Source organism: Mesorhizobium sp. M1E.F.Ca.ET.063.01.1.1 (genome assembly GCF_003998155.1).
Taxonomy (GTDB): Bacteria; Pseudomonadota; Alphaproteobacteria; order Rhizobiales; family Rhizobiaceae; genus Mesorhizobium.
On sequence record NZ_RZSC01000423.1, the window covers coordinates 1 to 5,145 of the forward strand.

General features: G+C 62.9%; 5 protein-coding genes. 3 read left to right on the forward strand and 2 right to left on the reverse strand.

The genetic code is table 11. The annotated features are described in order from the left end of the window. A partial coding sequence (gene lpxB / locus EOA29_RS24360; RefSeq protein WP_127221712.1) for a lipid-A-disaccharide synthase occupies positions 1–1,096 on the forward strand: 1,096 nt, incomplete at its 5' end. Between the two features lie 91 nt (positions 1,097–1,187). Here the strand turns inward: lpxB and gltA are convergent. Both gltA and gltX read right to left on the reverse strand, forming a co-directional pair. Beyond that, positions 1,188–2,516: a citrate synthase gene (gene gltA / locus EOA29_RS24365; protein ID WP_126093893.1), complete on the reverse strand. Its 1,329-nt coding sequence runs from the start codon at positions 2,514–2,516 to the stop codon at positions 1,188–1,190. Between the two features lie 181 nt (positions 2,517–2,697). After that, on the reverse strand, positions 2,698–4,122 hold the full coding sequence (gene gltX / locus EOA29_RS24370; RefSeq protein ID WP_126093894.1) for a glutamate--tRNA ligase: 1,425 nt from the start codon (positions 4,120–4,122) through the stop codon (positions 2,698–2,700). Positions 4,123–4,281: 159 nt separating this feature from the next. Here gltX and EOA29_RS24375 point away from each other — a divergent pair, with 159 nt between their 5' ends. Then, positions 4,282–4,815 (forward strand): hypothetical protein, encoded by a 534-nt coding sequence (locus EOA29_RS24375; RefSeq protein ID WP_126093895.1) that lies wholly within the window; start codon positions 4,282–4,284, stop codon positions 4,813–4,815. A 114-nt stretch (positions 4,816–4,929) separates the two neighbouring features. Continuing rightward, positions 4,930–5,145: hypothetical protein (locus tag EOA29_RS24380; RefSeq protein WP_145969771.1), on the forward strand; the 216-nt coding region annotated here is incomplete at its 3' end.

The window sequence follows — 5,145 nt, forward strand, 5'->3', positions numbered from 1 at the left end:
CGAGAAGATCACCGGCCGAGATATCCAGCTTGTCGGCATTGGCGGCCGGCATCTGCAGGAATTGGGGCTGACGCCGCTCTTCGACGGCAGCGAGATCGCGCTGATGGGCTTCAGCGCCGTCCTACGCGACCTGCCGCGGCTGATGCGCCAGATCAGCCAGACGGCCGCAACCATCGCGAGCGAGCGGCCGGATTGCCTTATCACCATCGACAGCCCCGACTTTTCGCTGCGCGTCGCCAAAAAGGTTCGCGCTGCCGCGCCCGCCATCCCGATCGTCCACTATGTCTGCCCAAGCGTGTGGGCATGGCGGCCGGGCAGGGCTGTGGCAATGAAGCCATATGTCGACCACATCCTCTGCATCCTGCCGTTCGAGGTGAAAGCACTGGCCCGCCTTGGCGGACCGCCCGGCACTTATGTTGGCCACCGGCTGACACAGGACCCCGGCGTGCTTGGCGCCGCCAAGGCGCAGGGCCTGCCGCGCGACCTGTCGGCGGATCGCGTGAAGACGCTGCTCGTGCTGCCGGGCTCTCGCCGCAGCGAGGTGCGCCGTCTGATCGACCCGTTCGGCAAGACGGTGTCGGTGCTCCACCAACGCGGCCATCGACTGCGCCTGTTGCTGCCGACGGTGCCGCATGTCGCCGATCTGGTCAGGACGTCGGTCGCGAGCTGGGACGAGAAGCCCGAGATCATCACCGATCCAGAGCGCAAATGGCAGGCTTTCGGCAAGGCCGATGCGGCTTTGATCGCCTCTGGGACAGTCTCGCTCGAACTCGCGCTCAGCGGCGTTCCGATGGTCTCCAGCTACAAGCTCGATCCGATCGCCAGACAATTGCTGCAGCATCTGGTGACGACGTGGTCGGCGCTGCTGCCCAACCTGATCGCCGACCGCGCGCTGGTGCCGGAATTTTACGACCAATATGTCAGGCCGGAGAACCTGGCGCGCCAGTTGGAAGCGCTGTTTGCCGATACCGGCATGCGCGCCTGGCAGAAGGCGGGCTTCGCGGAGATCTCCAGGCGCATGGCAACCGAGAAGCCCTCCGGCGAAATCGCCGCCGAGGTGGTGATGGGGTGTATCAGGAGAGCGAATAGGGAGTAGCGAATAGCGAATAGCGAATAGTGCGGGTGTCGCACGGCACTCATCGGCTTCTTTCCCTATTCGCTACTCGCTATTTCGCTATTCGCTTAAATCACCGCTTGGCGATCGGCACGTAATCGCGTTCCGTAGCGCCGGTATAGAGCTGCCGCGGGCGCCCGATCTTCTGGTGTGGATCCTCGATCATTTCCTTCCACTGCGCGATCCAGCCGACGGTGCGCGCGACAGCGAACAGCACGGTGAACATGGTGGTGGGGAAGCCCAGCGCCTTCAGCGTGATGCCCGAATAGAAATCGACATTCGGATAAAGCTTCTTCTCGATGAAATAAGCGTCGGTCAGCGCGATCTTCTCAAGCTCCATCGCGATGTCGAGCAGCGGATCGTCCTTGATGCCGAGCTCGCCCAGCACCTCATGCGCTGTCTTCTGCATGATCTTGGCGCGCGGGTCGTAGTTCTTGTAGACGCGATGGCCGAAGCCCATCAGCCGGAACGGGTCGTTCTTGTCCTTGGCGCGGGCAATGAATTCCGGGATGTGGTCGACATGGCCGATCTCGCCCAGCATGTTGAGCGCCGCTTCGTTGGCGCCGCCATGCGCCGGGCCCCACAGGCAGGCGATGCCGGCGGCGATGCAGGCGAACGGGTTGGCGCCGGAGGAGCCGGCGAGGCGAACCGTCGAGGTCGAGGCGTTCTGCTCGTGGTCGGCGTGCAGGATGAAGATGCGCTCCATGGCGCGCGCCAGCACCGGATTGATCTTGTACTCCTCGCACGGCACCGCGAAGCACATATGCAGGAAATTGGCGGCGAAGTTCAGCTCGTTCTTCGGGTAAATGAAGGGCTGGCCGATGTGGTATTTATAGGCCATCGCCGCGATGGTCGGCATCTTGGCGATCAGCCGCATCGAGGCGACCATGCGCTGGTAGGGGTCCGAGATGTCAGTCGAGTCGTGATAGAAGGCCGACAGCGCGCCGACCACGCCGCACATGACGGCCATCGGGTGCGCGTCGCGACGGAAGCCGGTGAAGAAACGCGACATCTGCTCATGCACCATGGTGTGGCGCGTCACGCGGTAGTCGAAGTCGTCCTTCTGCGCCTTGGTCGGCAATTCGCCATAGAGCAGCAGGTAGCAGACCTCGAGGAAGTCGCCGTGTTCGGCGAGCTGGTCGATCGGATAGCCGCGATGCAGCAGGATGCCGGCATCGCCGTCGATGAAGGTGATCGCCGACTCGCAGCTCGCCGTCGACGTGAAGCCGGGGTCGTAGGTGAAGGCCCCGGTCGTGCTGTAGAGCGCGCCGATGTCGATGACGTCAGGCCCGGTCGAGCCGCTTCGCACCTTGAATTCGTGGGTCTTGCCGGCGAGTTCGAGCCTGGCGGTCGACTCATGCGCCTTGCCGCCCGGTTCCAGTTTTGTCGCAGCTTCGCTCATTGCAAACTCCTTTATGTTTCCTCATGCCGGCAAGGCAATTCCTGCAAACGACACGTCGAAATCACCGGAATGCGCGAACTTACCACCGCATTTTAGGGGGTGCGTGCCAGATTGGGCCAAGGCCTAATGTTGCACTGCGAAACACACCTTTCAATGCCAATCTTTTTGGGCCAGTTCGCTCCTAATCGATTTGATCTCCGATCCGCGCTAGACTTTCGTCGCGTCCCAACACGGCAAGCACGTCGAACACACCGGGCGAGGTGCTGCGGCCGGTAAGCGCGGCTCTCAGCGGTTGGGCCACGGCGCCGAGCTTGTGGCCGCCGGCCTGCGCAAAGTCGCGGATGGCAGCCTCGGCGGCTGCGGCACTCCACTCGCCGGAGATGGCTGCGAGCGCCGCATGGGCGCCGCGCAGAATGGCGCGCGCATCGCCTCCGAGCAAGCCCGCGGCCTTCTCGTCCAAGGGCAATGGCCGTTCGGCAAACAGGAAGGCGGCTCCGTCGACGAGCTCGACCAGCGTCTTCGCGCGCTCCTTGAGGCCAGGCATGGCGGCAAGCAATTGGGCCTTGCGCTTGTCGTCGAGCTTTGCCGCGAGCGCCGGTCCGCCTTCAAGATGGGGCAAGGTGGCGACGAAAATGCCGAACAGGGACTTATCGTCCATCTTGCGCATATGGACGCCGTTCAGCGCCTCGAGCTTGGCGAAATCGAAGCGGGCGGCTCCCTTGTTGACGTCGCCGATGTCGAACCAGGCGATCATGTCCTTGATCGACATCACCTCGTCATCGCCATGGCTCCAGCCGAGCCTGGCCAGATAGTTGAGCAGGGCCTCGGGCAGATAGCCCATGGCGCGATAGGCCTCGACGCCGAGCGCGCCGTGTCGCTTTGACAGTTTCGCCCCGTCGGCACCGTGGATCAGCGGGATGTGCGACATCGACGGCACGTCCCAGCCCATGGCGTTATAGATCACGGTCTGGCGCGCCGCGTTTGTGAGGTGGTCGTCGCCGCGGATGATGTGGGTGACGCCCATGTCGTGATCGTCGACGACGACGGCATGCATATAGGTCGGGTTGCCGTCGGAGCGCAGGATGATGAAGTCGTCGAGATCCTTGTTCGGAAAGCGCACCTCGCCCTGCACACGGTCGTGCACGACGGTTTCACCCTCGGTCGGCGCCTTGATGCGGATGGCGCCCTTGACGCCGGGAGGCGCCTCGGACGGGTCGCGGTCGCGCCACTGGCCGTTGTAGCGCGGCGGCAGACCCTTGGCGCGCGCTGCCTCGCGCATGGTCTCCAACTCGGCAGGCGTCTCATAGCTGTAATAGGCCTTGCCCAGGCGCACGAGCTCCTCAGCCACCTCGCGGTGGCGCGGCGCGCGTTCGAACTGCGATACGGCTTCGCCGTCCCATGACAGGCCGAGCCAGGTCAGTCCGTCGAGGATGGCGGCTGTCGCCGCCTCGGTCGAGCGCTCGCGGTCGGTGTCCTCGATGCGCAGCAGCATCGTGCCGCCCGTGTGCTTGGCGTAGAGCCAGTTGAACAGCGCCGTGCGCGCCCCGCCGATGTGCAGGTAGCCGGTGGGCGAGGGGGCAAAGCGGGTGACGACCTTGTCGGACATGGAACTCTCGAAGAAGCACTGGAGCAGGCGTGATTGCGCGGACTTTCGCGCGACCGGCGTTCATGTAGCATAGGAGGTCTTGGGCGCAAGGGGCAGACCCGATGGCTGGACGTGGCCGCGGCGTGGAGGAGAAAATATTGCGAACCAAAGGGGGAACCAATGACCAACATGCCTGGCGACTCCAAGGTGGTTCCGCCGTCACTCGCCAATCGTAAGCACTGGATCCTATTTGGACTGATCTTCGGGGGCGCCGCATTGGTTGCGGCTGCTCTATACGGGGAGATCAATGGCGATAGTTTAGGGTATGGAGTTGGCTTGACCTCTATTCCGGTCTTGCTGAGCTTCCTTATCATGCGAAAGGGAAAGAACCTGCTAGCGGGTTACATCACGTTCATCGTCTTGATAGGTATTGTGGGAAGACAAGAAGTCTTAAACAGGGTTGAGCAAACGCGAAACGGAATTGTGAAAGGCTGTCTGGACCGGAACACTGATGTAGACAGCCTGCCAGAGGATCAACAAAAAATATTCTGCGATTGTTACTCAGGTAAGCTCGCTGGCAAAGTCCTGCAGCACACTACCCTGACCGCTTTAACATTCAGCACGTTGCCCTCAGACGCGAAAGACGATCCTCAATTTGTAAGTATCGCCACAAAGGCCTGGAGTGAATGTGGTGCTGCTCTCCGCAGTCAATAAGCTGTCGTCAGGACACGGATCACGGCAAGCACTGGAGCAGGCGTGATTGCGCGGACTTTCGCGCTTGGCGCGTTCATGTAGCATAGGAGGTCTGGGGCGCAAGGGGCAGACCCGATGGCTGAACGTGGCCGCGGCGCGAAGGAGGGCGAGGGGACGACGGCTGGCGTCAGCGAGCGCCTGCTGTTTTCCGACGCCGTGCCTGCCGAAGCGACGCCGGTTTCGGTCCCGGTGCCGCGCCCGGCTGCCGAGATTTTGCCGCCGGACGGAGATGCTTTGCTGCAGGCTCCTCAGCCGGCAACCATCGACCGGATCCGCAGGCAGTTCCGCCGC